The organism is Streptomyces sp. NPDC102514, assembly GCF_055584525.1.
Map to the genome: position 1 here is coordinate 397324 of NZ_JBVJLW010000005.1, position 25777 is coordinate 423100.

The window sequence follows — 25777 nt, forward strand, 5'->3', positions numbered from 1 at the left end:
CAGAGTGAGGAATGCTGGAAAAGTCCCGCCCGGTGTTGTCCGGCCGTTTCCCTTCTGCTCTTCCAGCATGGGGGGGCGCCCGTCCCGGAGACCACCGGCTGAACCATTCACCAAGTTCCCTGACACCAAAGCGGGGGGTGAACGAAACACTCATAAGTGAACGAGTGTGCGTAATACGGACGGATGTGGAGGCTGAAGGCGTCCCTCGACGCGTTCGGTGTGCCAGGAGACGCCTTCAGCCGTGGCAGGTGTCCGTTCACGACGGCCCGGACGGGGGTGGCGCGTCAGACTCGGCTCACCGAGGGCTCCTGGAACGTCTCCCGGAGCTTCGCCCGGTCGATCTTCCCGTTGCGTGTCGACGGAAGCTCCTCCAGCTCGATGAAGTGCCGGGGGACCATGAACTTGGGCAGCCCGGCCGCACTCGCGCGGATCAGGTCGTCCCGGTCGACCTCCGCGCCGGTCGCGCGGGTGTAGAACGCCGCCAGCTGGGTGGACGCGGCGACCTTGACCCCGACGACCGCGGCCCGGCGGACCCCGGCGACCTTGGCGATCACGGACTCCACCTCCCCCGGCTCGACCCGGTAGCCGTTCACCTTGAGCTGGTCGTCGAGCCGGGAGACGAAGTGGAAGTCGGCGCCGTCGAACGTGACCAGGTCTCCGCTGAAGTAGCAGCGGCGCATACGGCCGTCCCGGTGTTCGACCTCCCGGAACTTCTTCGCGGTGAGCGCGTCGTCGCCTGCGTACCCGATCCCGACGCAGTTCCCGGCGATGACCAGCTCCCGGGTCTCGCCGGCCACGAACGGGCGCAGCAGGCCGTGCACGAGGCACAGCAGCTCCGCGTCGACGACGGCGGTTCCGATGGGCGGCCGGTCGGGCCAGTCGGTGACGTCGCCCGTCAGCCGGTACTGGGTGACCACATGGGTCTCGCTCGGCCCGTACTGGTTGACCAGCGTCAGGTCACCGTCGGCGCAGAACTGCCGCACCTCCTCGTTGATGACGAGCTGTTCGCCCGCCACCGAGATCTCCCGCAGGCTCGGGATCCCACCGCCCGCGACACAGGCGGCGGTGGCGAGTCCGTGCAGTCCGACCACCGGCTGGAAGAGCCGGGCGACGTCGTACTCGCGAATGATGTCGACCAGCGTGAAGGGGTCCAGCCGGTCCTGGTCGTTCACCACGATCAGGGTCGCGCCGGCCAGCCAGGTCGCCACCGTGTCCTCGTACACCATGTCGAATCCGATGGACGACATGTGCAGCGTGTTCGGGGGGCGGTCGTGGCTCCATCGCCGGACGTGCCAGTCGCCGAGCTCCGCCAGGACGACCGGTGGCACCGCGACGGCCTTGGGTTCGCCGGTGGATCCGGAGGTGGGGATGACGTAGCAGACCGGTCCGGTCGCGACCTCGTCCCGTCGGGTTCCGCGGATCGAGCGGAAGGTGTGTTCCGGGACGCCCGCGTCGACCGGTGCGCACTCCTCGGCCCGCAGGATCATGGAGCAGTCGGCGCTGTTCACCAGTTTGCCGGTCCAGGCGGGCGGCATGGCCGGGTCGATGGACAGGACGCCGGCTCCGACGCGCCACACACCCAGTACGGCGGCGCAGCGGGACCACGAGCGGGTCGAGTGGACGTCGACGACGTCACCGGGGCCGATGCCGTGTGCGGCGAGGCCGCCGGCGATCTCGGCCGACAGCTCGTCGAGTTCGGCGTAGGTGTGGGTGACGCCGTCGTCGACGACGGCCACCGCGTCGCGGTGCCGGGCGAGGGAGTCGACCAGCGTGCGGATCAGTGAGACATCGAGGTCGCTCATGCGAACAGACCGCCGTCCACGAGCTCCAGCGGCCGGTAGTCGCGCGACGCCACGAACTCCGGGCGCGGGTGCGGTACTTCGCGCAGTTCGTTGTCGACGCTGTTGTAGCTGACGAACGCCATGGTCCGGTCGGCGGGCGACATGTTGGCGCCGGAGCCGTGCGCGATGCAGGGGTGGAAGAACAGCAGGCTCCCGGCGCGTCCGGTGACGGAGCGGATCTCCGACTCCGCGGTCACCTTGGCCATCTGCTCGGCGTCCAGCGCGAACTTCAGCTTCGACGACAGGTCGGCCTCCCACTGCGAGGTGTCCCCCGGCTCGGGACGCCACGGGGCTATCGCGCCGTTGCGGTGCGAGCCGGGCACGACCAGCAGCGGGCCGTTGTGCTCGGTCGCGTCGTCGAGCAGCAGCGCGACGTTGACCGCCCGCGGCTCCGGCATACCGTCCTTGGGTCCCCAGACGCTGTAGTCCTGGTGCCACTGCCACACTTCGCCGCGCAGCGCCTTCTTGGCGTTGACCTTGAACTGGAACACGTGCAGCTTGCTCTCAAGGATCTGCTCCGCCGCCAGGAGCAGCTCGGGCAGCCGCACCAGCCTGGAGAACAGCGGGCCCGTGGTGTGGCAGCCGTGGATGCCCCGCACCGTGGTCCCGTCCTCCTCGAAGATCCGCCCGGGGTGCTCGGTCGCGGAGAGGTCGGCCACCTCGCGTCGCAGAGCGGCGATGTCGCCGGCGTTGAAGACGTCTTCGAGGAGCAGGAATCCTTCGGACCTGTATTCCGCTATCTGACTTTCGGTGAGCATGATGCAATGACCTCTCTGCCTGATTCTTTTCTGCCTGATTCATGAAGGGGGGTGATATGGACGCGGACCCGGACGCGGACCCGGATGCAGCCGCGGATGCGGATCGTCGAGCGGACGCAGATCGCTACGCGGGGCTCCGCAGTCCCAGTTCGTCGATCACCATGCTGATGCTGATCACACTCAGCCGGGTGTCCCATTTGCCCTCGGCGCCGCGGGCCGCGATGCGTTCGAGCGCGTCCGTACGGAACACGCCGCTGGCCGCGACCAGGTCGCGCCACCTGGCCATGAGGGGGTCGGGGGCGACCGCGGACAGGCCGTGCGCGGTGAATCCCTGCTTCGCGCGCCGCAGTACGGTGTCCGGGACGATGCCGGCATAGGCCGCCTTGAGGCAGGCCTTGCCTTCGAAATCGGCGACTTTCTCGTCGTCGCCCGTGCGCAGCGCGAGGTCGACCACGGGATTTCCGAGAAACGGATAGCGGCCTTCCACGGAATTCGCCATCATCATCGCGTCGCCGTGGTCGCCGAGCAGATGACTTCCCAGTTGGACGGAGGTGTCGGCCACCGACCGCATCTGCATCGCGGTGAGTTTCGCGGTCTCGCCGTCGGTGAACGGAATGAGCCGGTCCCGCCAGAACTCCTGGCCGTCGAGCGCTTCGACGCCGTCCGGGGTCAGGGCGTCCGACCGCCGGTGGTCCACCTGCCGCCAGTCGACCTCCCAGGAGAAGTCGGCCCTCCCCCACGCGCTCTCGTTCTCCGCACGGCTCGGAGTCCGTGTGCGGCCGTACCCGTCGAACGCGTACGAGTCGTAGCCGAAGAACAGTTCGTCGGCCCCCTCCCCCGACAGCACGCCCTTGAGTCCGCTCGACCGGACCTCACGCGACAGCATGAGGGCCGCCACGTTGTAGGTCTCGCGTTGCGGATAGCAGCAGCGGCGGACCATCTGCTCGAACTCGGCGGTGATGTCCTTGTCCCGGCAGGTGATCTCCAGGTGTTCGCTGCCCGCGGCGGCGGCCACCTCGCGCTGGAAGCGGTGTTCGTCCAGCAGGGCGTCGCCGAACACCACCGAGTACGTCCGCAGCGGTTTCTCCACGGCCGCGGCGGCCTCCATGACCAGCGTGGAGGAGTCGAAACCGCCGCTGAGGCAGGCCCCGATCTCGACGTCGCCGCCGAGCCGGTCGCGCACCGACCGCCGGACGCCGTGCCGGATCTCCTCGGCGGTCACCGGGGGCCCGTCCGTCCCGAACTCGCCGTACCGCCAGTAGCGGACCGTCTCCGGTACGCGGCCACCGCCGAACCGGACCACGCTGCCGGGCGGTACGGCGTGGACGTCACGCACCAGGGTGCGGGGCGCGACGATGTTGCCGAGCTGGAGGTACTGGTCGACCGCGCCGAGGTCCAGCCGCCAGGTGCCCGGCACCGACCGGACCAGTGGTCCCAGTTCCGAGCAGAAGTGCACCTGCCCCTCGGACTCGGTGTAGTAGAGCGGGCTGATGCCGAACCGGTCCCTGGCCAGGTGGAGGGTGTCGTCGGCACGGTCGAGGATCGCGGTGGCGAACTGCCCGTCGATCAGGCGGAGTCCGGCGGGGCCGTGCCGTGCGAACAGTTCGGGGACGACCGCCACGTCGACGCGGTTGGGGCTGTGCGTCACGCCGAGCCGGCCGCGCAGTTCGTCGGCGTTGTAGATCTCACCGTTCGTGACGGCGACGAACCGCCCGCCGCTGTCCTCGGCGGGCTGCCAGCCGTCCTTGAGCGCGGTCATGCCGAGGCGGGCGAGTTTCGCCGTCAGCACGGGTGTGCTCAGCGAGTAGGTCTCGTCGGGTCCGCGGTGGAGGAGCCGGGAGTGCATGGTCGCCGTGGCGGTGCGGTCGAGGCCGCCGTCCGGCGCGTAGGTGCCGCAGAGGCCGCACATCGCACTACACGCTCCGCTGCCGCAGCTGGTCCGTGAGGACGCGCAGGTCCGGCGCGCGCAGCACGTCGCGCACCCCGGCGTCCAGCCAGCCCAGTTCGCGCAGCTTCGCGACCAGCGACAGGGTCGACGCCGAATTGCCGCCCAGGGCGTAGAAGTTGTCGTCCAGCGCGGCGTCACCGACCCCGGTGAGGCTGCCCACGAGGGTGAGCACCTGCTGGACGGGGGTCGCCACGGCGTCCTCGCGCAGGACGCGGCTTCCCCGCAGGGATTCGCGGTCGATCTTTCCGTTCGAGGTGTACGGCAGCGCTTCGACGCGCTGCAGCACCGAGGGGATCTTGTACGGGTCCAGGACCCCTTCGAGATGGCGCCTCAGGTCTCTCGGGTCGGCGTCGCCCAGGTAGTAGCAGACGAGCGCGTCGCCCCCGCCGCCCTCCGAGCCGTCGTGCGACTCCACGGCCAGGACCGCCTCGACGACCGACTCCGCCCGGCACACGGTGTTCTCGATCTCGCCGAGGTCCAGCCGGTAGCCGCGGAGCTTCACCTGATGGTCCAGGCGTTCCACGAAGTACAGCTTGCCGTCGCGGAGTTCGGCGATGTCGCCCGTCCGGTACTCCGTTCCGTCGCCCGCCGGCCCGAACGGCCGCACGTCGTGTTCGGTCAGGTAGCCGGCGGCGACGGCGGAGCCCGTGATGACGATCTCGCCCCGGCGCACCGGGCCGGCGGTCCGGGTGTGCGCGGCCCCTTCGTCGAGGTCGCGCAGGTGGTACGCGCAGTCGCCGACCACGTCGCCGAGGGGCACCCCGTCCCGGCACTCGGCCGGGTCGAGCGGGTCCGTCAGCAGGTTGCACACCGTGGTCTCCGTGGCGCCGTAGGCGTTGTGCAGCGCGGCCACCTCGGACCATGTGGCGACCACCGCCGACCGGCACGCCCCGCCGCCGTTGATCACGTGGCGCAGCCGCATCGCGCCGCTGGGCTCGGTCGCGGTCAGCGCGAACGGAGTGGTCTTGAGGTGGGTGATGCCGAAGTGCTCCAGTGTGTGCCGCAGTTCGGTGCCGGGCGCGAGGCGTGCCTCGTCCAGCACGACGAGGCAGGCCCCGGCCGTGAGGGTCCACAGGATCTCGGTCATGCACCCGTCGAAGGTCAGCCGGGCGAACTGCAGGGTCCGTGAGTCCGGCCCCACGGACAGCCGCTCGACGTGGTCGCGGACCACCGCGGCGAGCGGGGCCGGGCGCACCAGCACGCACTTGGGCTCGCCGGTCGAACCGGAGGTGTGGATGGCGTAGCAGAGCTCGCCCTCGACGTCGGAGAGTCCGCTCACGGGATCGGATGCGCCGGCGCTCCAGGCTTCCGGTACGTCGGTGAGGCAGGGCTCGCCGTCGTCCCGCGACCGGGCCAGCCGCCGGACGCCGAGCAGTTTCACCTTCCCGGAGTTCGACGCCACGCTGTCGCGGCTGTCGAGGAACACGAACGGGCGTCGTGCCCGGAGCGCTCCGATCATCGCCGTGATCGCGCCGAGCCCCCTGCTCGCCTCGATGCCGACGAATTCGCCGGGGGCGACCTCCGCGCACAGGTCGTCCGCGAAGATCTGGGTCAGTTTGTCGAACTCGCGGTAGCTGACGGTCCGGTCGGCCGTCCGTACGGCGTCGTTGTCGGGGTTCTCCCGCAGAACGCGTTCGAATGCGTGTATGAGGGACATGTGACTCCAGTTCCACTCTCCGCCGACGCGCAGGGCCGAGCGGGCTTGAGACAGCGGCCGTCGGGTCAGCCGACGGGGTGGGTGAGGGTGCCGACGCCTTCGACCACGGCGCGCACGGTGTCCCCCGGCCTGATCTGTACGGCGCCGGGGGTTCCGGTGCAGATCACCGTTCCGGGTGCGAGGGTCCGGCCCATGGTGAAGTACTCGACGAGGTAGCCCAGGTCGTACTTCATGTCGCGCGGTGTCGCCGCCGCGACCGTCTCGTCGTTCCTGACGGTGGCGATCCGGACGCCGTCCAGGCGGTCGTCGGGGAACTCGTCCAGGGTGACCAGGGCCGGGCCGATGCTGCAGAAGGTGTCGAACCCCTTGGCCCACGGGATGTAGCGCGGGTTCTGGCGGATGGCGTCCTCGGCGGTCATGTCGAGGACGGCCGTCACGCCGGCGATGACGGACCGCCACTTGTCGCGGGGGACGTCCTTGCAGCGGGTGCCCACGACCAGGCCCAGTTCCGCCTCGGCGGTCACCCGTTGCGACTGGGTCGGGAGCTGGATGGTTCCGCCGTTGCCGATGAGGCACGAGGCGGGCCGCAGGTACGAGCCGGGGCCGCGGCCGGGCTGTTCGGTCTCCAGGTCCTCCGAGTGCCGGCGGTAGTTGAGTCCGGCACCCCAGATGCCGGCGTCGTCGTCGACGACGGTCGCCGCGTCGGACAGGTCGACGGCGGCACCGGCGGACCCGGCCGTCTGCCTCCTGACCTGTGCCTCCAGGTCGCCGAACCGCGGGTCCCCGAGCAGGTCCCCGATGCGGGTGACCTGCTCGTAGCCGCCGATCTCCCGCAGCGGGAACCAGCTGCCGTCGATTCCCACGAGGACGTCCTGCCCGTTGCCGCTCCTGGCGAGCTTCATGTCGTCGGTCCTCTCGGTCAGTTGGCGTTGGCGAGCTGCAGGGAGCGCGGGCCGGCGTGGTCGGCGATCCTGGCCGCCGCCGCCTGGAAGTCGGCGGCACGCGGGCTCTCCTGTGCCGCCCCGACGGCGGCCTCCATGAGCCGGGCCGGGTCGGTCCCGTACTTGACGGCGAGTTCCTCGACCAGTCCGAAGAAGCCCGAGTGGATGCCGATCACCGCGCCGAGGACCTGCATCTTGCGTTCCTCGCCGATCACCTTCATGTTGACCCGGCAGAGTTCGGCGAGTTCGGCGAGCTTCTGGTAGTCGAACCGGTCCCGGTCCATGACGCTGACGATCCCGGCGAGGGATTCGATGGCGGCGTTTCCGGAGCCGCGCCCTATGCCGTGGAGCGTCCCGTCGAGCACGGTGGCGCCCGCCCGGAAGGCGGTGAGGGTGTTGATGTTGGCCAGGCCGAGGTTGTCGTGACCGTGGAAGCCGACGACCGGGTACCGGTCGGCGACCGCGCTCACATAGCTTTCGACGGTCTCGGGCGTCATCGAGCCGTAGGAGTCGACCACGTAGATTCCCGCGATCTCCGGTCCGACCCCGTCGAGCATGTCCAGCAGCCGGTCGACCGACGTGGCACTGGATTTCATCAGGTTGAGGTAGACCTCCCCGCAGACGTCCGAGACCTGCCGGAGGTAGGGCAGCTGGTCCCGGACGCGGTCCGGTTCCACACCGACCCGGACGAACGACATTCCGCGGTCACACATCTGCGCGATCGTCGCCGGCCGGGTGAACTCGGGCTGCGCGAACATTCCCCAGGGTTTCGTGGTCAGTGTCGACCGGGCGAGTTCGCACCAGGTGAAGTGATCGATGTTTCCCGCCTTCACGCCGGTTCGCTCGGCCTCCAGGCCGATCCCGTGACCGATCTCGACCTTGGAAACGGGTGTTTCGTCGAGGCCGGAGAGAAGTTCGACCACGAAATTCTCGTCGAACTCGAAATCGACGGCGTAGGCACCGTCGCGCAAGGTGCAGTCGAGCAGTTGCATCTCGGACATCGCCCGGGATCGGCTGTCTTTCATGGGCTTTCGCCCTCCTCGGCTCAGCACGGACATTCACATGGACAGTCGGATGGTGCGGAATCCGTCTCAGATGTGCTGGCGCATCGGGGTGAAGTCGACCAGGATCACCGCACGCTCGCCCGTCTCCGGTCCCGCCCCGCGCCTGATGGGGGCCACGTAGTGGCTGACCTTCTCGTCGGTGACGCCGTACGACTCCAGCGGCCTGGTCAGTTCGAACTCGGCCAGGGCCTCGCCGGCGGGCACGTCCTCGGGCAGCTTGCCCCGGTACTTCGGCGGCGCGATCATGTTCGACCCGCCGATGACGTTGCGGCGGTAGACCAGGTGCGCGAAGACGAACGGCTCGCCGTCCTGGTGGAGTTCGTTGGGCGAGGAGATGGCCTCGTGCCCGGGGTCGTCCACCGCCAGCTTGATCAGATGCACCCCGACGTGCAGCGGGAACGCCGCGTCGTCCTGCGACCAGCGCGTCTGGGCGTAGTCGAAGGAAAGGATCTCGTGGATGATCGGGTTGTTCCGGGCGGACTCGCTCATCGCGGGCAGCTTGCGGACCACACCGACGTAGTCGGGGTTGTGGTCGGCCTGCCAGTAGCCGTTCATCCAGCCCTGTTCACCGAGGTGCGTGTCCGGGATCCAACTGAACTCCCGTGACCAGGGGAGGAAGACGCCGCGGGCGTAGCGGCGGTTGCGTCCCTCCTCCGTCGCGTAGGGGTCCGGTGGCAGGTCGACGAACTCGGCGCGAAGGCTCTGGAAGGACGCGTCCGATTCGGAGATCCCGAATTCCTCGGCGAGGTCCCAGCGGGCGAATCCGTTCTCGACGAGGGCGGGCGTTTCGGTCAGTGTGTGCATGGCTGTCCCCAAGCAGGGTCGTGAAATGGGTGGACTGGTGGTCGTCGGAGGGTGGGCCGTGACGGTGGTCGGCGGCTCGGGCCGTCAGACCGTGGCGAGCCGGTGCGCGGGGCGGACGACCACCTGGCGCCGGCGTCCGCGCCGCGTGGAGAACTCCACCCGCGGACCGTCGTCGAAGAGGTCGAGGCGCAGCAGCCGTTCCTCGCTCCAGCCGAGCAGTCGGAACTCGCCGGCGCCCAGGTGCAGCAGTTCCACGGGCGCGCGTCCCTCGACGCGCAGGACGAGCCCGTCGTCCTCGGCGCTCACTTCGGCGACGAGGTCGCTCTCCTGGTCGTCGACCACCTGGAGTCCCCACTCCATGAAGGAGAACGGGACGGCGAAGCGGCAGCCGAACTCGGCGAGTTCGGGCCGGGTCAGGGGCAGGACGGGCCGGTAGTAGGCGATGTCGCTGGCCGGCAGCGCGGCCCGGAAGCTCTCCGGGAACAGGGCCAGCAGACTGTCGTTGGTCGCGCAGTCCGCGACCAGGTGGATCCTGGCCCGGTCCCCCTCGTTGCGTACGGAATGCGACCGGTCGAAGTCGGCGTACCAGAGCGTTCCCGGCTGCCAGCGCTGTTCCGTCCCGTCCATCACCAGTACGGCCCCGGGATTGGTGACCAGCGGGATGTGCAGCCGGACATAGCCGTAGGGGAGGCCGATCGGGGTGTCCGAGTGCTCCGGGACGGACACCCCGGGGGCCAGGGCCATCAGCCGGACGCTGCGCAGCTCGGTGCCCAGTTCGGACAGGATCCGGCCGAGGTAGGGCGCCTTCGCCATCAGGGGGGTGTCGGCGAACCAGTCACGTCCCGGACCGCCGGGGTCGGTGCGCCGGACGTCCCCGCCCGGAGCGCGCAGGGAAAGGACCTTCCAGTCCACATCGGATTCTTCCCCGACGATGCCGTCCTCGAAGGACCGCTGCAATGCCCAGAACTCGGAACCGCTGAGCTCCGCGAGATCCGCGTTCAGCAGATCGATATCCAGGTCGTCCCGCAGAAGAACCGCGGCCGGAAGATGCTCCAAAGAGCTTCCCTCTTGCATGAAAACCTCGCTTCGATGAACTCTCTCTGCGTTCTTTCTTCACTATCAATATCTTACTTATGCGCTCCGCCGAGAAAAGCCTTCGACGGTGTGCGGAAACGGCCAGGACCCTTTAGGACACGGCCTTTTCGGCCTCGGCCGCAAGAATTGCGCGGTCGGATTCGGGGAAATCGCGCAGTTTCCGTATCGGGCTGAACAGCAGAATGGCCGTCGAAAGGACTTGCAGCCCGCTCATCGCCCAGAGTGTTTCCCGGACGCCGAACAGTTCGCCGAGCGCGCCGCCGAGCAGTCCGCCGACGGCGATGGCGCCGAAACTGATCACGGCCGCGCTCGCGCTGATGCGCCCGATCAGGTCGGGTGGGCAGTACCGCTGGCGGAAGGTGTCGGTGATGATGCTCGCCGCGACCACTCCCGCGCCGCCGCCGACACCGCCGACGACGAAGAACGCGAGGCCGGCTCCCGGGCCGGTCAGCGGGAAGAGCAGCGTGAAGGGCGCGGCGCAGACCTGGAAGATCAGCGCGGCCCGTGCGGTGCCGAACCGCCGGGACACCGGGTGGGACAGCAGCACGCCGAGGACCCCGCCGAGGCCGCACAACGTCAGCACCGCGCCGAGGACGGCCTCGCCGACACCGACCGTCCGTACCAGGAACGCCACTTCGATCGAACTCAGGCCGGTCAACGCGATGTTGGACACCGCGCTGAAGACCGCGAGGGTACGCAGGATGGGGTCACGGAACAGGAATCTCAGACCGTCGCCGACCTCGGTGCGCAGCCGGCGCCGCCGGACCGCCGGGGCCGGCAGGGGCGGCGGCTCGGCCGTCCGGATCGCCCGCAGGCAGAGCCACGACACCACGAAGCTCAGGGCGTTGGCCAGCAGTCCCGCGACGGCTCCGAAGGCCTGCACCAGCACTCCGGCCAGGCCGGGGCCGATGACCTCCGCCGTCGACTCGCTGCCCTGCAAGCGCGCGTTGCCCGCCAGCAGTTCCTCGTCCCGGAGCAGGGTCGGCAGATACGCGCGGTGCGCGGTGGTGAAGAAGACGTTCGCGCAACCCCCGGTGAACGCGGCCACGAGCAGGTGCGGGACGGTGAGGACGCCCGCCCAGGCCGCGGCCGGCACGCTGACGAACGTGACGAAGGAGACGGCGTCGCAGACCAGCATCACCGGGCGGCGGGACAGGCGGTCCACCCAGGCGCCCGCGGGCAGGCCGAGGATCAGCCAGGGCAGATAGGCGACCGATGTCAGCATGCCGACGACGAAGGTGTCGGCATGCAGGGTGATGACGGCGACCAGGGGCAGCGCCACCACGGCGATCCCGTTGCCGAGCAGGCTCATGGTCTCCCCGAACCAGAACAACCGGAACTCACGTCCGGCCACCGAACTCTGCTGGGACGTGCCCTGGCCGACCGGGCTCTGGTGGGACGTGCCCTGGTCGACCGGGTTCTCGTGGGACGTGTCCTGGTCGACGGGGCTCTGTCGGGGCGTGGCGGTCATCGTTCACCCGCCGTGGGCCGCGAACCGTCCAGCAGGGCGAGCTTCCCGGCGAGCACGGCGCCGATCCGGGCGATCGGCTCCGCCTGGGTGATCTCACCGTGGCCGCAGGCGATCTCGTGCACTTCGAGCCGGCCGGTCACGTGGTCGCGCCAGGACTCCGGCGGCGGCGCGTCCTCGGGTCTTCCCTCCGTGGCGGAGAAGAACACCAGGTCCCCCCGGTACGTCCCGGGCCGGAGCTCCTCGAAGATCCGGTCGTTGTCCACGAACACCCGGGCCAGCGCGGCGGCTTCCTCCTGCGTCAGCCGTTCGAGCGGGCTGCCCGGCCGGCGGACCGCCCGCTCGTAGTCCTCGTATCCCAGTGGTCCCCCGCCGAGTTCGGAGAGGTCGTACCCCAGGGACTCCAGAAGCTCGGTGTACGTCCCGGAGTCGCCGTCGACGAGGGGCGGGTGGCCGGGTATCGAGTCGGGCGGATAGCCGTCGAGCAGTGCGAGCAGGTCGACCTCGGCTCCCTGGGACTGCAGTTCGGTGGCCAGCAGGTGGGCTACCACGGCGCCGAAGGACCAGCCGAGCAGCCGGTAGGGGCCCTCGGGCTGGACGGACCGGATCTGCCGCACGTACTCCTCGACCGTCTCGCGCCAGGGGCGGCCGGTCGCCGCCGGATCGGTGAGGCCCCTCGACTGCAGGCCGTAGACGGGGTGACCGGCGTCGAGGTGACCGAGCAGGCCCGCGTAGCCCCAGCTGATGCCGGCGGCCGGATGCACGCAGAAGACCGCGGGCCGGCCGGCTCCCGTCCGCAACGGGAGCAGCACCGACAGGGGGTCGTGCCGGGTGCCGTCGGCGAGCCGGTCCGTCAGTTCGGCGACGGTGGGTGCCTGGAACAGGTCCAGGATGGTCAGGTGCCCGCCCAGCACCGCTCGTACCCGGGAGAGCAGCCTGGTGGCGAGCAGGGAGTGACCGCCCAGCTCGAAGAAGTTCTCCTCGGCGCCGACCCGCTCCAGCCCCAGCACCTCCGCGAACAGCCCGCAGAGGACGTCCTCGTAGGGTCCGCGCGGACCACGGGACGCGGGGCGGTGTGTGAAGTCCGGGGGCGGCAGCGCGTCCCGGTCGAGTTTTCCGTTGGGTGTCATAGGCAGCCGTCCCAGCGGCTGGAAGAACGACGGGATCATGTGGTCGGGCAGGATCGAGGACAGCCACCCGCGCAGCTCGCGCGCCTCGGGCGCGCGGTCCCCGGCCGGCTGCACGTACCCCACCAGCCGCTTGTCGCCCCGGGCGTCCTCGCGTACGGCCACGGCGGCCTGCGCCACCTCCGGGCAGCGGGCCAGCGCGGCCTCCACCTCGCCCAGTTCGATGCGGAAGCCCCGCACCTTGACCTGGTCGTCGGCGCGGCCCAGGTAGTCCAGCCTGCCCCGGTGGTCCCAGCGGACCAGGTCACCGGTGCGGTACATCCGGCTCCCCGGCTCCCCGTCCGGGGCCCAGGGGCAGGCGACGAACCGTTCGGCGGTGGCGGCCGGGCGGTTCAGGTAGCCGCGGGCCACGCCGGGGCCGCTCACGTACAACTCGCCCGGGACGCCCGGCGCGACGGGGCGCAGCCGCTCGTCGAGCACGAAGACCCTGGTGTTGCCGATCGGCCTGCCGATCAGCGGGTGCGGGCTGTCCGCGGCGTCCCACCACAGCGCGTCCAGGGTGCACTCCGTGGGGCCGTAGAGGTTGTGGCAGAGCGTCCCGGACGCCTCCCGTACGCGGGTCCACAGGGCCTGCCCGGCGGCCTCCCCGCCGAGCAGCAGCACCAGCGGCGCACCCGGTCCGGACAGCAGGCCCTCGTCGAGCAGATGCTCCGCGTAGGTGGGGGTGACGTCGAGGACGTCGATCCCGGCGGTCTTGACGTACGCGGTCAGCGCGGCGGCGTCCCGCCGGATGTCGTCGCGGATCACGTGGAGTTCGTGTCCGGCCAGCATCCAGAACAGTGCCTCCCACGACGTGTCGAACGACAGCGAGGCGGTGACGGCGGACCTCAGCCGGCGGCCCGCGGCGGCCTCGGTGCGCGCGAGCAGCCCCGCGCGGTGGAAGGTGTACAGGTTGCTCAGCGCGGAGTGCGGCGTCAGCACGCCCTTGGGGCGGCCGGTGGAGCCGGACGTGTAGATGACGTACGCCACGCTCTCCGGCAGCACGCGGCAGTCCAGGGCGGCGACGGGAGCGGCCGGTGTCTCCAGTCGGTCGACGAGCACGGCGGGCAGCGCGCCGAACCCGTACGCGGCGGCGGTCGCGGTGTCCGTGACGACGGCGACCGGTGCGGTGTCCCGCAGCATGTGGGCGATCCGGTCCTGCGGGTATTCGAGATCGACCTGCAGATAGGCCGCGCCGGTCTTGAGCACGGCCAGCATCGCCACGACGGAGTCGGCCGACCGTGGCAGGGCCAGCCCGACCACCCGTTCCGTCCCGGCTCCCAGGGCGCGCAGCCGGTGCGCGAGCAGGTCGGCCCGGTCGTCGAGTTCGGCGAAGGTGAGGCTCGTGCTCCCGCACACCAGCGCGGTCGCCCGCGGCGTGCGCGCGGCCTGCGCCTCGAACAGCTCCGGCACGGTGGCCGTCGCCGTGGGCCCGGCGGTGTCGTTCCACACGTCGAGGACCTGGTGGCGGTGTTCGGCGGAGAGCGGGTCGGCCTCGCCGGTGGGCCGTTCCGGTGCCGACACGAGGTGCCCCAGCAACCGGGGCAGGGCATCGGCGACGAGGTCGGCGGTGGCCCGGTCGAACAGGCCGGTGGCGTACTCCAGGGAGCCGTCGATGCCCGCGGGGTTCCCGTCCGGCGTGTGGTTCTCCCGGAAGTCGGCGGACAGGTCGAACTTCGCGACCTGCGCGTCCAGTTGCACTTCGGTGCACTCGAGACCCGGCAGCGCGAGCGTGGCCTCCTCGCCCCTGGACAGGGTCAGCATGACCTGGAAGAGCGGATGCCGTGCCAGTGACCGCTGCGGGTTCAGGTCCTCGACGAGCCGCTCGAAGGGGATGTCCTGGTGGTCGTAGGCGGCGAGATCCGTGTCCCGTACCCGGTGCAGGAGTTCGGTGAAGGTCGGATCGCCGGACACGTCGGTGCGCAGCACCAGGGTGTTGACGAAGAAACCCACCACGTCTTCCAGTGCCTCGTCGAGCCGTCCCGCGACCGGGGTGCCGATCGGGATGTCCGTACCGGCCCCCAGCCGGGACAGCAGGACCGCCAGTGCGGCCTGCAGCACCATGAACGTGGTGCAGCCGTGGTCGGCGGCGACCGCGAGCAGGCGTCCGTGCAGCTCGGCGTCGAGCTTCAGCGGCACCTGGTCGCCGCGGTGGTCGGCCACCGCGGGGCGCGGCCGGTCGAACGGCAGGTCCAGTTCGGCGGGCAGCCCGGCCAGTTGCTCCCGCCAGAAGGACAACTGCGTCGCGAGGAGGCTCGCCGGATCGTCCTGGTCGCCCAGCAGCTCCCGCTGCCACACCGCGTAGTCCGGGTAGGTCACCGGCAGTGGCGTCCACCGCGGGGACTCCCCCGCGGCCCTGGCCCGGTAGGCCGTGCCCAGGTCGGTGAGCAGCGGCTCCCAGGACCACTCGTCGCAGGCGATGTGGTGGATCACCAGCGCCAGTACGTGTGCGCGTGGCGCCGTCGTGACCACCGTCGCCCGGACCGGGAGATCCGTCGTCAGGTCGAACCCGCGGTCGACGGCCGAGGAGAGCGCGTCGGCGAGTTCGCCCTCCTCGCACGCGACCACGTCCAGCTCGGGCCGTCGGTCGAGCACGCGGGGTACGGGTTCGCCGTCGGCCCCGGGGTACACCGTGCGCAGCACTTCGTGCCGGTCCGCCAGGTCGGTGAGCGCCGCCGCCAGGGCTGTGCGGTCCAGGTCACCTCTCGCCCGGATCACGAGGGAGCAGTTGTAGACCGCCGACCGGCCGTCCACGCGATTCAGGAACCAGAGCCTCCGCTGGGCGTAGGACACCGGGAACACTGGGGACACGAGGTCACTCCTCAGGAGGCAGAGCCGGATGCGACGGCGTGGACGGGGGCGATCCGGCTCGGGAGGGTCTGCCAGATCTCGGGGGTGTAGAAGTGGCCGCCGCCGAGCACGTCGTGCCGGTACGGGCCGGAGGTCAGGCCGTTCCAGCGGGGGCCCGCGTCGGCGTGGATCAGCGGATCGCCGGCGCCGGAGAACACCTGGAGCGGCACGCTCACCGTGGCGCCGCTGTGGACGAAGGTGTCCCGGACGGCGATGTCGGCCCGCATCAGCTCCAGCGCCACCTCGGTCAGGTCGGCGTTCTCACGGACGTGCGGGGGCAGCAGGCCGTGCGTCCCCATCCACTCCAGCAGCCGCTCGTCGTCGTCCTGGGCCGCGGGAGAGCGTTCGCTGTCGGTCAGGCCGCGGTCCGGTGCGTTGCAGGAGGACAGGACGAGCGCTTCGGGCCGGTGCGCCTCGTCCGGCTCCAGCCGGGCGGCGACGTCGAAGGCCGTCCAGCCGCTCATGCTGTGCCCGAAGAGGATGTACGGGCCGAGGTCGGCCGCCCGCAGGGAGTGCGCGACATCGTCCACCAGCTCGGACCAGTCGCGGGCGAAGGGCTCGACGAACCTCCCCTCCCTGCCGGGGTAGCAGAGCACGACCAGGTCGGTCGCGGGGGGCAGGTGCGCGGTCCACGGCCGGTACGCGGCCGTGCCGCCGCCGAAGAAGCTCAGGCCGACCAGGGTCCGTTCGGCGTGCGGCGTCCGGTGCAAGGGCACCATCGTGGTGTCCCGTACGCCGGTCACCGTGACGCCCCGGTGAGTGTCGGCGCGGCGGGCGTCGGCGCGGCGGGCGTCGGCGCGGCGGTACCGATGTCGTTCGCTGTCATCGGTCAGGCCCCGTTCATCGCGGCCACGAGGGACGCCGGGCGCATGTCCGTCCAGTTCTCCTCGACATGGGCCAGGCACGCGGCCCGCGTCGCCGCGCCGAAGACGGTGGACCATCCGGCGGGTACGTCGATGTCCGCGGGCCACAGGGAGTGCTGGCGCTCCGCGTTGGTCAGGACGAGGTAGGAGCCTGTTTCGTCGTCGAACGGGTTGTTCACGGGATGGTCCTCTCAGAGTGGTGTCACAGGTGGGTGCGGCGGGCCCGCGCGGGGGTCGCCCGCCGGTCGCGCGGGCCCGCACGGGGGTCGCTCGGGGGTCAGAGCCAGCCGAGCCTGGCGGCCTTGACTCCGGCCTCGAAGCGGCTGCGGGCGCCCAGGCGCTCCATCAGGGCCGCCATCATGCGGCGGGCGGTGCGGTGCGAGACATGCAGCCGGCCGGCGGCGGCGGCATCGGTGCACCCCTCGGCGACCAGCCTGAGCAGCGCCAGTTCCTTGCCGTTCAGGGTGTCGTCCGCCGCGGGCCGCCCGGTGTCCGGCGGGGTGGCCGACGACCAGGTCTGTTCGAACAGGGCGACCATGGGGGCGACGAGTCCGGGGTCGGTGACCTGGAGCGCGCCCGCAGTCGCGTTCCGCGGGTCGAGGGGGACCAGCGCGACCGAACCGTCGAACAGGGTCATCCTCGGCAGCGGCGCCTCGGAGCGGCGGAACCGGCCCCCGTTGCCGGTCAGCCACTGCACGTGCGCCGTCGTCGCGGCGTCGTAGGAGGCGGTGTCCGTGCCGACGGTCCGGATCGACACCGAGCGGCTCAGCAGCGCCGCGTCGTTGCGGCGCGCCGCCATGAGTTCCGGCGCCGACAGCGCGCCACCGGGCCAGAAGGTGAGCACCTCGCGGGTGGCCTCGCCCGTCAGCCGGTCCACCCGGCACTGCACCTCGTCCATCCCCAGGAGCCGTTCGACCTGCTCGGCCCTGCCCGCCCGGCCGGAGGCGTCGGACACGAGCAGACGGACGACCTCGGCATGGGTCTCGGCGATCCGCCGCTGCCGGCGCATCAGCTCCTCGTGCTGGCCGGCCAGCGACTGCTGCAGGCTCAGGACCGGGTCCACCACCGCGTACCGGCCGGGCACCTCGAACGAGGGCCGCAGCAGGCCGAGTTCGAGAAGCCGGTCCAGGCAGGCACGGACCAGGTCCGGCGTGACGGCCAGCCGGTCGGCGATCTCGTCGGCGACCGGTGGCGGCGACCCGCGCATCTCCCGGTACACCGCTTCTTCCAGCTGTTCCAGTCCGAACATGGTGAGCATGAGGTCCGTCTCCCAGGTCTGTCGGTGAACGCCCGCGCGGTCAGCGGGCAGCGGCGGGCCGCAGCGCCGGCCGGGCGGGCCGGGCCGTCGCGAGGTACACGGCGACCCCGGCGACGGTCGGGGCGCGGAAGAGTTCGCGGACCGGCAGTTCCAGCCCCAGGGTCGAGCGCACCCGGGAGATCAGCTGGGTCGCCAGCAGCGAGTGCCCGCCCAGGGCGAAGAAGTTGTCGTCGACGTCGACCGAGTCCAGGCTGAGCACCTGCGCGAACAGCCCGGCGAGCACCTCCTCCGTCGCCGTACGCGGCCCGGTGGCGGCCGGTGCCGCGTCCCGCGAGGGAGCCGGGCGCGCGGTGACGTCACCGGAGATGCCGGCGGAGACGTCACCGGACCGCCGGTCGTCGGAGCGCCGGTCGTCGGATTGCCGGTCCTGGACAGGTGGTACGTCGAAATCGGCGACCGGCCGTCGCGGGTCCTCGGCGGCCTGGGTGAGCAGCCGGCGCAGGCCGTCGGCGAGCCGCTCGCCCGTCGAGGCGTCGAACAGCGCGGTCGAGTACATCAGGGCCCCGGTCAGTCCGGCCGGTGCTCCGTCCTGGTCGAGCCGCTCCTCCACGTCGACGACCAGGTCGAACTTCGCGGTGGTCGACGGGATGGGCCAGTCGGACGCCCGCAGACCGGGGAACCGCGGACCGTCGCTCGCGTGCTGGAGCTGGACCATGACCTGGAAGAGCGGGTGGCGGCCGGGCGAGCGCGGTGGGTTCAGCTCTTCCACCAGCCGCTCGAACGGGATGTCCTGGTGCTCGTAGGCCGCCAGGTCGGTGGCCCGGACGCGGCGGAGCAGTTCCGCGAAACTCGGGTCCGCGGAGAGGTCGGTCCGCAGGACCACCGTGTTGACGAAGAACCCGACGACGTCGTCGACGGCGTCGTCCGTGCGGCCGGCCACGGGGGTGCCGATCGGGATGTCCTCCCCCGCGCCCAGCCTGCCGAGCAGGGCGGCGCATGCGGCCTGGAGCACCATGAACAGCGTGCAGTCGTGCTCCTTGGCGAGCGCGAGCAGGCTTCGGTGGAGGTCGGGGCCCCACTCGATGTCCGCCGATCCGCCCGCGTAGTCGCTGATCTCGGGGCGCGGCCGGTCCGTGGGCAGCGCCAGTTCGACCGGGAGACCGGCCAGCCGGTCGCGCCAGTGGGTCAGCTGACGGGACAGCAGGCTGTCGGGGTCGTCCTCACTGCCCAGCAACTCCCTCTGCCACAGCGCGTGGTCGGCGTACTGCACGGGCAGTTCGTCCCACCGCGGAGTCTCGCCCCGGGTGCGGGCGGCGTAGGCGGCGGAGAGATCGCGCAGGAGCGGCCCGAGCGACCAGCCGTCGCAGATGATGTGGTGGAACACCAGCAGCAGGACCTGGTCCTCCGGTCCCGTCGTGAACAGGTCGGCGGCCAGGGGAGGTTGTGCGGCGGGCTCGAACCGCTGGTCCGCCGCAGCGCGGATCGCCGCCCCGATCCCGGCCTCGGTCACCTCGCGGTGCGCCAGTACCGGCCGGACCGCTCCCGGCGCGAGCACCGACTGCGCCGGCCGGTCGTCCTGTTCGACGAAGACCGTCCGCAGACTCTCGTGCCGGTCCGTGACGTCGGACCAGGCCTGTTCGAGAGCGTCCCGGTCCAGCGGACCCCGCAGGCGCAGAGCGACGGGAAGGTTGTAGCTGGTGCCCGTCTCCTCCCACTGGTCGAGGAACCACAGCCGCTGCTGGGCGTAGGACAGCGGCAGCACGTCCGGGCGCTTTCCCGCCCGGAGCGCGGGCCTGCCGGGGAGCGCTCCGTCGAGGCTGTCCGCCAGTCCGGCCACGGTCGGGGTGGCGAACAGCAGCCGGGCCGGCAGTTCCACGCCCAGCACGGAGCGCGCCCTGCTGCTCAGCCGCACGGCCAGCAGGGAGTGGCCGCCGAGGTCGAAGAAGCCGTCGTCGATGCCCACCTCGTCACGGCCGAGCACGTCCGCGAACAGCCCGCACAGCAGCTCCTCGCGGAGGGTGCGCGGTGCGCGCCGGGTGCCGGTGGGGTAGACCGGCTGCGGCAGCGCGGCGACGTCGACCTTTCCGTTCGGGGTCAGCGGCAGTTCGTCGATGACCACGATCGCGGCGGGCACCATGTGGTCCGGCAGGTTCTGCCGTACGAACTCGCGCAGCCGTCGTACGTCGGGTTCCGTGTCCCGGGCGAGCACGTAGCCGACGAGCCGTGCGTCCCCGGGCCGGTCCTCGCGCAGGACCGCCACCGCGTGCGCGACGTCCTCGTGGCGGGCCAGTGCCGCCCCGACCTCGCCGAGTTCGACGCGGAACCCGCGGATCTTCACCTGGTCGTCGGCCCGGCCGAGGAATTCCAGCGCGCCGTCGTCGGTCCACCGGACCAGGTCGCCCGTGCGGTACATGCGCCGTCCGGGCCTGAACGGGTTCGCGACGAACCGCTCGGCGGTGAGGCCGGGGCGGTTCACATAGCCCCGCGCCAACTGGGCGCCCGCGACGTACAGTTCGCCGATCACCTTCGGCGGGACGGGACGCAGGTCCTGGTCGAGCACGAACACGTCCACACCGGGGATCGGCCGGCCGATCAGGGGCCGGTCGCCGTCGTCCGACGTCCAGAAGAGGGAGTCGACGGTGGTCTCGGTCTGTCCGTAGATGTTGTAGACGGTGATCCCCGCGGTCTCCCGGAGCCGTGTCCACAACTTCTCGCCCACCGTCTCCGCGCCGGTCATCAGCACCGCCGGCGGCGTCCGGTCCGGGTCGAGCATCCCCTGCCGGATCAGCTCCTCGGCGTAACTGGGCATCACGTCGAGGGCGTCGATGCCGCACCGGTCCAGGTACCGGGCCATGGCGGCGGGGTCGCGGCGGGTGTCGTCGCCGATCAGGTGGAGTTCGTGGCCGACGGCCTGCCACAGCAGGGCGACGACCGAGGTGTCGAAGGAGAGGGACGCGGTGAGCGCCATGCGGCAGCGTCCCGGGGCGCGGGTCCGCTCGGCGGTGGCGATGACCTCCTCCCGGTAGAAGGCGAGCAGATTGGCCAGCCCGCCGTGCGTCACCATCACGCCCTTGGGCACGCCGGTCGACCCCGAGGTGTAGACGACGTAGGCCGGATGGTCGGCGGCGAGCGCGACCGTGAGCCCTTCCGGCGACGCGTCGTCGAGTGCGGGGCTGTCGACGAGCACCGGTTCGTGGACGGGCAGCGATCCGGCGGACGCGCTGTCGGTGACGACCAGGGCGGCGGCGGAGTCCGCCAGCAGGTGGGCGATCCGGCGGGCCGGGTACGCCAGGTCGACGAAGAGGAAGGCGGCGCCCGACTTCAGTACCGCCAGCAGGGCGACCACCAGGTCCGTGGTCCTGGGCAGGGCCACCGCCACCACCCGGTCCGGGCCCGCGCCCCGGCTCACGAGGTGGCGGGCGAGCCGGGTGGCACGTGCGTCGAGTTCGGCGTAGGTCAGCGCCGTGTCCTCGAAGACCAGCGCCGTCGCGTCCGGGGTGCGGGCGGCCTGCTCCCTGAACGCGTCGGGCAGGAACACGGTCCGCGGCGCGGGTACGGGCACGGGGCGCTCGGCGAGGAAGCGCTGCCGTTCCCCGTCGGAGAGGACGTCGACGGCGCCGATCGGCCATTCGGGGGCGGCGAGCACCTGTTCCAGCAGCCGTCGCAGGCGCGCCACGAGCTGTTCGGCGGTGGTCCGGTCGAACAGCTCCTCGGCGTACTCCAGGTAGCCGGTCAGGCCGGCCGGTGCGCCCCGGTCGTCGCGCCCGTCGACCAGTTCGAGACTGAGGTCGAACTTCGCGACGTCCCAGCTCACCGGGGCGTGGCCGGTCTCCAGTCCGGCGAAGTCCGCGGCGGTGGTCTCGCCGTGCTGCACCTGGATCATGACCTGGAACAGGGGGTTGCGGGACAGCGACCGCTCGGGCCGCAGGACCTCGACGAGCCGCTCGAAGGGGACGTCCTGGTGGGCGAACGCCTCCAGGTCGGTGTCCCTGACCCGGCGCAGCAGTTCGGTGAACCCGGGATCGCCCGCGGTGTCGGTGCGCAGCACCAGGGTGTTGACGAAGAACCCGACCAGGTCGTCCAGGGCGCTGTCCGTCCGGCCCGCCACCGGGGTGCCGAAGGGGATGTCGGTGCCCGCGCCCATCCGGGTCAGCAGCGCCGCGAATCCCGCCTGCAGCACCATGAACAGCGTGCAGCCGGCGGACCTGGCGAGTTCGAGCAGCCTGCGGTGCAGCTCCGGCTCCCAGTCGATGGCCACCGTGCCGCCGGACTGCGCCGCCACCGCGGAGCGCGGCCGGTCCACCGGCAGCGTCAGCTCCGCGGGCAGTTCGGCCAACTGCTCCTGCCAGTAATTCAGCTGACGGGTCATCAGGCTGTCCGGGTCCTCGGCGTCTCCGAGCAGTTCCCGCTGCCACAGCGTGTAGTCGGCGTACCGCACGGGCTGGGGCGCCCAGTGGGGAGCACTCCCCTCGCAGCGGGCGGTGTACGCCAGGCCGAGGTCCCGCAGCAGCGGGCGCAGGGACCAGCCGTCGGCCGCGATGTGCTGGACGACCAGCAGCAGGACGTGCTCGTCCTGGCCGAGCGGGAACAGGGTGGTCCGGACGGGCGCGTACGCGGTGAGGTCGAACCGGTGGCGGACCCGCTCCGCCATGGCGCCGGCGAGGTCCCGCGGTGCCACCTCGACGACCTCGATCGCGGGAACGGAGTCCAGCACGACCGGGTGCGGCTCACCGCCCTCCTCGGGGAAGACCGTGCGCAGGCTCTCGTGCCGCAGCGCCACGTCGGCGAGCGCCTGTTGCAGCGCGTCCCGGTCCAGCGTTCCGGTGAGCCGGACCGCGACGGGCACGTTGTACGTTCCCTCGTCGCGTTCCATCCGGTTCAGGAACCACAGCCGCCGCTGGGCGGACGACAGCGGCACGGGCTCCGACTCCGCCCTGGCACGGGCGGTCAGGGCGGGGCGCGCGGCTCCGGTCAGCCGGGCCAGTCCGGCCACCGTGGGTTCGGCGAACAGGTCGCGGATCTCGAAGCCCTCCCCCAGGACCGACCGGATCCGGGAGAGCAGCCGGAGCGCGAGCAGGGAGTGCCCGCCCAGGTCGAAGAAGTGGTCGTCGATGCCCACGCGGGGCACTCCGAGCACTTCCGCGAAGAGTTCGCACAGGATCTCCTCGCGCGGACTGCGCGGCTCCCGTACGGCGTGCGCGGTCCGGTCCGGCTCCGGCAGGGCGGCCCGGTCGAGCTTTCCGTTCATCGTCGTCGGCATGGCCTCAATCAGGACCACCGCGGCGGGGACCATGTAGTCGGGGACGCTGTCCGCCACGAACCGGCGGAGTTCGAGGTCCGTGAGGCCCGCGGACCGGGTCACGACGTACGCCACCAGGCGCTGGTCGCCCGGCCGGTCCTCCCGGAGCAGGACCACGGCCTGGACGACCTCGGGGTGGCCGGCCAGTACCGCCTCGATCTCGCCCGGCTCGACGCGGAAGCCCCGGATCTTCACCTGGGCGTCCGCGCGGCCGGCGTACTCCAGCTCCCCGTCGGCGGTCCAGCGGGCCAGGTCGCCGGTCCGGTACATGCGCTCCCCGGCCGCGAACGGGCAGGCCACGAACCGCTCGGCGGTCAGCGCGGGACGTCCGGCGTATCCCCGGGCGAGCTGGATCCCGCCCAGGTACAGCTCGCCCACCACCCCCGGCGGCACCGGCCGCAGCCCGCCGTCGAGCACGTACGCCGACACATTGGCCGGCGGCCGGCCGATCGGCACCGTACTTCCCTCGTCGTCGCGGCGGCACTGCCAGTAGGTCGCGTCGACGGCGGCCTCGGTCGGTCCGTAGAGGTTGTGCAGTTCGGTGGAGCCGAGCGTGGCGAACAGTTCGCGTTGTGTCTCCGCGGGCAGGGCCTCGCCGCTGCAGATGATCCGGCGCAGGCCGGTGCAGCCGGCCGCGGCGGGCTCCCGGAGGAACGCCTGCAGCATCGAGGGCACGAAGTGCGTGACGGTCACCGATTCGCGCCGGATCAGCTCGGCGAGATAGGCGGGGTCGCGGTGTCCGCCGGGCTTCGCCAGTACCAGGGCCGCCCCGGAGATCAGCGGCCAGAAGAACTCCCACACCGATACGTCGAACCCGGCCGGGGTCTTCTGCAGGACCCGGTCGACGCCGGTGAGCCGGTACCGGTCCTGCATCCACAGCAGCCGGTTGACGATGGCCGCGTGCGGGATCACGACGCCCTTGGGGCGTCCGGTGGATCCGGAGGTGAAGATGACATAGGCGGGGTGCGCCGGGAGCGGTCGCACGGGTCGGGCGGAGACCGGCTCGTTCGGTTCGATCGGTTCGTCGAGCAGCAGTTTCGGTGTGGGGCCGGGGACGGCGGCGGCGTTCTTCGAGTCGGTCAGTACGAGGACCGGCCCGGCGTCCGCGACCATCGCGGCGATCCGCCCGGCGGGGTGGTCCAGGTCCACCGGAAGGTAGGCCGCGCCGGCTTGGACGACGGCGAGGATCGCGACGACCAGTTCCACCGAGCGGGGCAGTGCCACGGCCACGATCCGGTCGGGGCCCGCGCCCCGGTGGGCGAGTCGCGCCGCCAGCCGGTCCACTCGTCCGGCCAGTTCGGCGTAGCTGAGCCGCTCGTCGGCCGCGACCAGGGCCGGTGCGTCCGGCGTGCGCCGGGCCTGCTCCGACCACAGCTCGGCGAGCGTCACCGCGGGCAGTTCGGCCGCGGTGTCGTTCCACTGCCGTACGACCAGGTCGTGCTGCTCGGGCGACAGCAGGGTCAGCGCGGAGAGCGGCCGGTCCGGGTCCTCGGCCACCTGTTCGAGCAGCAGCACCAGCCGGTCGGCGAGCTCGGCCGCCTGTGCGGCGGTGAACAGGTCCGGGCGGTGGTGCAGGCGCAGCGCGAGCCGCTCGCCCGGTTCGACGGCGAGGGTCAGCGGGAAGTGCGCGCTGTCCCGGAACGTGACGCCCACCTGCAGTTCGCCGTCGGGCGAGTCGACCTGGTAGTCGTGCATCGGGAAGTTGTCGAAGACCACGTTGGTGTCGAAGAGCGCGGTGGGGAGACCGGTCAGGCGCTGGATGTCGGTCAGGCCGAGGTGATCGTGGTCGAGCGACGCGGCGCGGCCCGCCTGGATCTGCTCGAACAGCGCGCTCACCGAGGCCGCCCGGTCCAGCCGTACCCGTACCGGAACCGTGTTGATGAGCATCCCGATCATCGAGTCCGCGCCGGTCAGTTCCGCCGGACGGCCGCTGACCGTCGAGCCGAACACCACGTCGTCGCGTCCGGTGAGCGAGCCGACCAGGATGGCCCAGACCGCTTGGCACACCGTGTTGAGCAGGACGCCGTTCCGCCGGGCGTGCGCGGTCAGCAGCGCCGTCGTCCCCGACGGCAGCAGCACCTCCACCTCCTCGGGCGGCGGACCGCTCCGGGAATCGGCGGACGCGACGAGGGTGGGCTCGGCGACCCCGTCCAGGGCCGCCGCCCAGTGCCGTTCCGCGCCGGCCCGGTCCTGTCGCGCCAGCCACGCCAGGTAGTCCCGGTAGGGACGCACCGGCGGCAGGCCGGCGGTGCCGCCCTGTTGCGAGTACACCGCGAAGAGTTCCTGGAACAGCAGGGCGAAGGACCAGCCGTCCAGCAGGAGATGGTGGGCGGTGACGAGCAGCCGGTGGTGGCGGGCGGTGTGCCGGACGAGGGTGAACCTGATCAGCGACGATCCGCCGACGTCGATGCCCCGGGCCCAGTCCTGTTCGGTCAGTTCGGCGATCCGTTCCGCCGCGTCCTCCTGACCGGTCCCGATCTCCCGCCAGTCCAGCGGGACTTCGCGGCGGACCACCCGTATCGGTTCACCCGACTTGCGGTACCGGAATCCGGAGCGCAGGGTGGCGTGGCGCCGTATCACGGTGTCCGCGGCGGCCTTCAGGAGCTCGGAATCCACCGGTCCGTCGAGATCCACCGCGAATTGCGCGAGGTACGGACTGTGTTTCTCCCGGTCGAACAGCGCGTGAAAGAGAAGGCCTTCCTGAAGGGGTGACAGGGGAAGGACGTCCTCGACTACCGACTGGTTCATCTTCAGTGTCAACTTCC

14 protein-coding genes are annotated in these 25777 nt (G+C 71.4%); all 14 read right to left on the reverse strand.

What is annotated here, in order from left to right; translation table 11 throughout:
• Nucleotides 1-284: 284 nt before the first annotated feature.
• Nucleotides 285-1802: an AMP-binding protein gene (locus tag ACZ60E_RS16180; protein WP_469440974.1), complete on the reverse strand. Its 1518-nt coding sequence runs from the start codon at nucleotides 1800-1802 to the stop codon at nucleotides 285-287.
• Entirely contained in the window at nucleotides 1799-2599 is an 801-nt protein-coding gene (locus tag ACZ60E_RS16185; protein WP_384798276.1) for a phytanoyl-CoA dioxygenase family protein, read from the reverse strand. The genes ACZ60E_RS16180 and ACZ60E_RS16185 overlap by 4 nt, the downstream gene beginning before the upstream one ends.
• A gap of 124 nt (nucleotides 2600-2723) precedes the next feature.
• Nucleotides 2724-4508, reverse strand: a complete 1785-nt coding sequence (asnB, locus tag ACZ60E_RS16190) for an asparagine synthase (glutamine-hydrolyzing) (protein ID WP_453791577.1) — start codon at nucleotides 4506-4508, stop codon at nucleotides 2724-2726.
• Nucleotides 4509-4512: 4 nt separating this feature from the next.
• On the reverse strand, nucleotides 4513-6204 hold the full coding sequence (locus ACZ60E_RS16195; RefSeq protein WP_469440976.1) for a non-ribosomal peptide synthetase: 1692 nt from the start codon (nucleotides 6202-6204) through the stop codon (nucleotides 4513-4515).
• 65 nt (nucleotides 6205-6269) lie between these two features.
• Nucleotides 6270-7106 carry a fumarylacetoacetate hydrolase family protein gene (locus ACZ60E_RS16200; RefSeq protein WP_469440978.1) on the reverse strand — a complete coding sequence of 279 codons (837 nt, stop codon included), beginning with the start codon at nucleotides 7104-7106 and terminating at the stop codon, nucleotides 6270-6272.
• Nucleotides 7107-7123: 17 nt separating this feature from the next.
• Nucleotides 7124-8170: a beta/alpha barrel domain-containing protein gene (locus ACZ60E_RS16205; protein ID WP_469440980.1), complete on the reverse strand. Its 1047-nt coding sequence runs from the start codon at nucleotides 8168-8170 to the stop codon at nucleotides 7124-7126.
• Between the two features lie 66 nt (nucleotides 8171-8236).
• Nucleotides 8237-9013, reverse strand: a complete 777-nt coding sequence (locus ACZ60E_RS16210; protein ID WP_453791573.1) for a 2OG-Fe dioxygenase family protein — start codon at nucleotides 9011-9013, stop codon at nucleotides 8237-8239.
• Between the two features lie 84 nt (nucleotides 9014-9097).
• Nucleotides 9098-10069: an aspartyl/asparaginyl beta-hydroxylase domain-containing protein gene (locus ACZ60E_RS16215; protein WP_453791572.1), complete on the reverse strand. Its 972-nt coding sequence runs from the start codon at nucleotides 10067-10069 to the stop codon at nucleotides 9098-9100.
• Nucleotides 10070-10199: 130 nt separating this feature from the next.
• Nucleotides 10200-11579, reverse strand: coding sequence for an MFS transporter (locus ACZ60E_RS16220; protein WP_469440984.1), 1380 nt, complete (start codon nucleotides 11577-11579; stop codon nucleotides 10200-10202).
• Nucleotides 11576-15544 carry a non-ribosomal peptide synthetase gene (locus tag ACZ60E_RS16225; RefSeq protein WP_469441213.1) on the reverse strand — a complete coding sequence of 1323 codons (3969 nt, stop codon included), beginning with the start codon at nucleotides 15542-15544 and terminating at the stop codon, nucleotides 11576-11578. The genes ACZ60E_RS16220 and ACZ60E_RS16225 overlap by 4 nt, the downstream gene beginning before the upstream one ends.
• Before the next feature lie 20 nt (nucleotides 15545-15564).
• Nucleotides 15565-16311, reverse strand: a complete 747-nt coding sequence (locus ACZ60E_RS16230; protein WP_469441215.1) for a thioesterase II family protein — start codon at nucleotides 16309-16311, stop codon at nucleotides 15565-15567.
• Between the two features lie 110 nt (nucleotides 16312-16421).
• Nucleotides 16422-16634 (reverse strand): MbtH family protein, encoded by a 213-nt coding sequence (locus ACZ60E_RS16235; protein WP_384798306.1) that lies wholly within the window; start codon nucleotides 16632-16634, stop codon nucleotides 16422-16424.
• 98 nt (nucleotides 16635-16732) lie between these two features.
• Complete coding sequence (locus tag ACZ60E_RS16240) at nucleotides 16733-17713, reverse strand: helix-turn-helix transcriptional regulator (RefSeq protein WP_469440986.1); 981 nt, start codon at nucleotides 17711-17713, stop codon at nucleotides 16733-16735.
• A gap of 40 nt (nucleotides 17714-17753) precedes the next feature.
• Nucleotides 17754-25760: an amino acid adenylation domain-containing protein gene (locus tag ACZ60E_RS16245; RefSeq protein WP_469440988.1), complete on the reverse strand. Its 8007-nt coding sequence runs from the start codon at nucleotides 25758-25760 to the stop codon at nucleotides 17754-17756.
• Between the last annotated feature and the right edge of the window lie 17 nt (nucleotides 25761-25777).

What these genes read in the sequence shown, in the direction of transcription:
- ACZ60E_RS16205 (WP_469440980.1), bottom strand. Translation starts at nt 8,170, where the DNA reads ATGAAAGACAGCCGATCCCGGGCGATGTCCGAGATGCAACTGCTCGAC.
- ACZ60E_RS16230 (WP_469441215.1), bottom strand. Translation starts at nt 16,311, where the DNA reads ATGGTGCCCTTGCACCGGACGCCGCACGCCGAACGGACCCTGGTCGGC.
- ACZ60E_RS16200 (WP_469440978.1), bottom strand. Translation starts at nt 7,106, where the DNA reads ATGAAGCTCGCCAGGAGCGGCAACGGGCAGGACGTCCTCGTGGGAATC.
- ACZ60E_RS16195 (WP_469440976.1), bottom strand. Translation starts at nt 6,204, where the DNA reads ATGTCCCTCATACACGCATTCGAACGCGTTCTGCGGGAGAACCCCGAC.
- ACZ60E_RS16210 (WP_453791573.1), bottom strand. Translation starts at nt 9,013, where the DNA reads ATGCACACACTGACCGAAACGCCCGCCCTCGTCGAGAACGGATTCGCC.
- ACZ60E_RS16180 (WP_469440974.1), bottom strand. Translation starts at nt 1,802, where the DNA reads ATGAGCGACCTCGATGTCTCACTGATCCGCACGCTGGTCGACTCCCTC.
- ACZ60E_RS16220 (WP_469440984.1), bottom strand. Translation starts at nt 11,579, where the DNA reads ATGACCGCCACGCCCCGACAGAGCCCCGTCGACCAGGACACGTCCCAC.
- ACZ60E_RS16185 (WP_384798276.1), bottom strand. Translation starts at nt 2,599, where the DNA reads ATGCTCACCGAAAGTCAGATAGCGGAATACAGGTCCGAAGGATTCCTG.
- asnB (WP_453791577.1), bottom strand. Translation starts at nt 4,508, where the DNA reads ATGTGCGGCCTCTGCGGCACCTACGCGCCGGACGGCGGCCTCGACCGC.
- ACZ60E_RS16240 (WP_469440986.1), bottom strand. Translation starts at nt 17,713, where the DNA reads ATGCTCACCATGTTCGGACTGGAACAGCTGGAAGAAGCGGTGTACCGG.
- ACZ60E_RS16245 (WP_469440988.1), bottom strand. Translation starts at nt 25,760, where the DNA reads ATGAACCAGTCGGTAGTCGAGGACGTCCTTCCCCTGTCACCCCTTCAG.